Source organism: Verrucomicrobiales bacterium, assembly GCA_016793885.1.
GTDB lineage: Bacteria > Verrucomicrobiota > Verrucomicrobiia > Limisphaerales > UBA11320 > UBA11320.
This window is the reverse complement of the sequence record JAEUHE010000176.1, coordinates 1-2394: the sequence shown is the minus strand read 5'-3', so window position 1 is coordinate 2394 and position 2394 is coordinate 1. Positions and strand designations below refer to the sequence as shown.

Annotated in this window: 3 protein-coding genes; all 3 read left to right on the top strand. The window is 57.2% G+C overall.

Features of this window, described 5'->3' with window-relative positions; all coding sequences use genetic code 11:
• Positions 1-348 precede the first annotated feature (348 nt).
• The 3 genes from JNN07_19555 to JNN07_19545 are packed head-to-tail and all read left to right on the top strand — an operon-like array spanning position 349 to position 2177.
• Positions 349-786, top strand: coding sequence for a hypothetical protein (locus tag JNN07_19555; protein ID MBL9169941.1), 438 nt, complete (start codon positions 349-351; stop codon positions 784-786).
• Positions 783-1604, top strand: coding sequence for a hypothetical protein (locus tag JNN07_19550; protein MBL9169940.1), 822 nt, complete (start codon positions 783-785; stop codon positions 1602-1604). The genes JNN07_19555 and JNN07_19550 overlap by 4 nt, the downstream gene beginning before the upstream one ends.
• A gap of 3 nt (positions 1605-1607) precedes the next feature.
• A complete protein-coding gene (locus tag JNN07_19545; protein MBL9169939.1) occupies positions 1608-2177 on the top strand; it encodes a hypothetical protein in 570 nt (189 codons plus the stop codon).
• The last annotated feature ends 217 nt before the right edge of the window (positions 2178-2394 follow it).

Below are 2394 nucleotides of genomic sequence, written 5' to 3'. Positions count from 1 at the left end.
TGTATGGCCCCACCTGACCTCGATACATTCGTGTTCAACCCTCTGCCTCAAGAATCGGCACTCGATTCAAGGCGCTAGGCGCTGCGGGATGGATTCATTATTGTGGAGACGCCCTACCCCTAAGCTGGAGCTTAGAATTTCACTGAGGAGCGCGGCCCGGGGCAGGACAGGGGACCCAGTCCGTTGAATGGCGTTGATAAGCTCAACCCGGGTCAACGGGCTTCAACGCCCGCGCTCAACCGCTTTCAACACGGTTCAACCGCCATTCCAACGCTGACTCGGTCGAGCCCAACGCAGGGTGATTTCTGAGGGGTTCTATATGGAATCCGCGTAACTCCCCAGCAGGTGGTGTTAACCCTCAAACTACTCGCTAACGCGGATTCTGACGTCTCGGGCAACCTGGAAGGCATGGGATCCGAGAACGAGAACCAATCGCACACGCTCCGTCGCAAGGGCGGCGGACGGGCGTATCACAGTCGGCTCGAACCTCACACCGAACTTATCCGAAGTCTTCGTCGACAGCGGATGAGCTGGAAGGAAATCGCATGTCACCTTACTGATCAAGTGGGCTGTACGATCACGTTTCAGGGTGTGCACCAGTTCTTCCGGCGATTTGTGAAACGCCAGGCGGTTACACACTGGGAGTCGATTGGCTCGCAGGAGTCGCCAGATCCGGTGGTCAACGCCGTGAATGCAAAACCGATCGCGGCAGCCATGCCTCCAGCGCGACGATTTCGTTCTGCGGATCCCGCTCGCATCAACCTCAACGACCCAACCGCAACATGAAAATTACCCGACGCATTCATCTTAACCCTCAATCCAAAGGCAACCTCGGCAAGAGCTTTGAAACCGAGTTCCGCACCGCCTGGCTGGATCACCACGGCATCCAGTGGACTGGATCGGATCTAGACGACCGCCACCATACTTTTGCCGCTCGGCACCGGGACGTCGTCAAGTCGTATCAACTCGGCAACGGGCAGGAGAGCAAATCCGCCTTACTTACGTTGTTTCGCCGAGTCATGAAAGAGAACACCCCCATCCACGTGATCGACACTCGCGCCCAGGCCGATGCGCTCATCCTCAGTGCCCTGGAAGAATTGCAGATCCTGGACATTTGTGCGGACGAAGGCATTCGGCTGACGTTCTTTCTGTTCCCGACCGACGACACCGAAAGCATGAACAACGTCGCCCGTCTGTTCCTCTATGCGGGAGATCGAGTCGACTACGTCATCGTCCACAACCCTACCAAGGCGCGGGGCGATCTTTTCAACGGATCGCAGCTCGAGGCACAGCTCATCGATTTTGGAGCCAGGTCGATCCTCCTACCTGGCATCACGCCCACAACACTTCTGGCCATGGAGAAAGCCGAGATGAAAGCCAAACGCGCTTTAAGCTTCGCCGAAGTCTCTCATCCAGACATGAACTATTTGGAGCGTCTCCTGGCGGGGGAGATTCAATGGGCTCTGCAGAAGGTCTTCCTCGAGTATGATCCGATCGCCGAACTGCTGCTTCCCGAGGGGTTCTCCTTGGAATCTAATTCAGAGCAAGTGAACACCGCTGCCCCGGAAAGCGATGCTCAGGCCAACCTTAACTTTGGAGAATGAAGTATGGAGGATACTGCCTTTGACGCGTTGTGTGAGGGAGCCTCTCCAGCGGAGGCCAAACAGCTTCGGAAGCTCTTGGCCGCCTGGTGCCAGGGGGATGAGAATTCTTTCCCGGTCCAACTGGTGCTGCTCAACCGATCTCAATTCCGGGCCGCCGCGAAGGTGCTCCTGACCATCGAAGCGGCCCGGGCATCCTTGCAGAAGGAGTTTCGAGAGCAGCAGAATTGCATCGCCAGTCAGATCAAGGCCTATGAGTCGACGACCTTGACCCGAACCCAAGAACTTCAGAAACAGATTCGGGATCAAGCCGCCATTGCCGAGAAGATCCTCGGCAGTTTCAAGAGCCATCTGGTGGAGGCCGAGAAAACTGCGCAGCAGATTCGCGACGGGCTGGTCAAAGGCTCAAAAGCCTGGGATGCGGCGAAGGCCGACTTCGACCAATCCGGGCGAATCCTCCGTCAGGAATGCGCCGATCTCCAGTCGAGTCCGTGGCTGAGCCACTGGGTGCTGGTTGTCGCTCTCTGGATCTCCGCTGGTTTTCTAGGCTACTTTTGGAGACGAATGGGAGGCTAACAGTTCGATGAGGGTGGGTGGGGGTGTTTTAGTGTGAGCACTTCGGGCTATTGCAGCTGGGAAGTGAGTCGAGAACGCTCACTTACCAGCCAGCGTTTTTCCTTTGGAATCACTGCGAGCAATCTCGGCATCGGGGCGCGTGCCTAGAAGTTTGAGTTCTCCGAGCGTCCACTCAGGAGCTTGGTGGCCGCGTGCGCCCCGGACACCGCCTCGACGT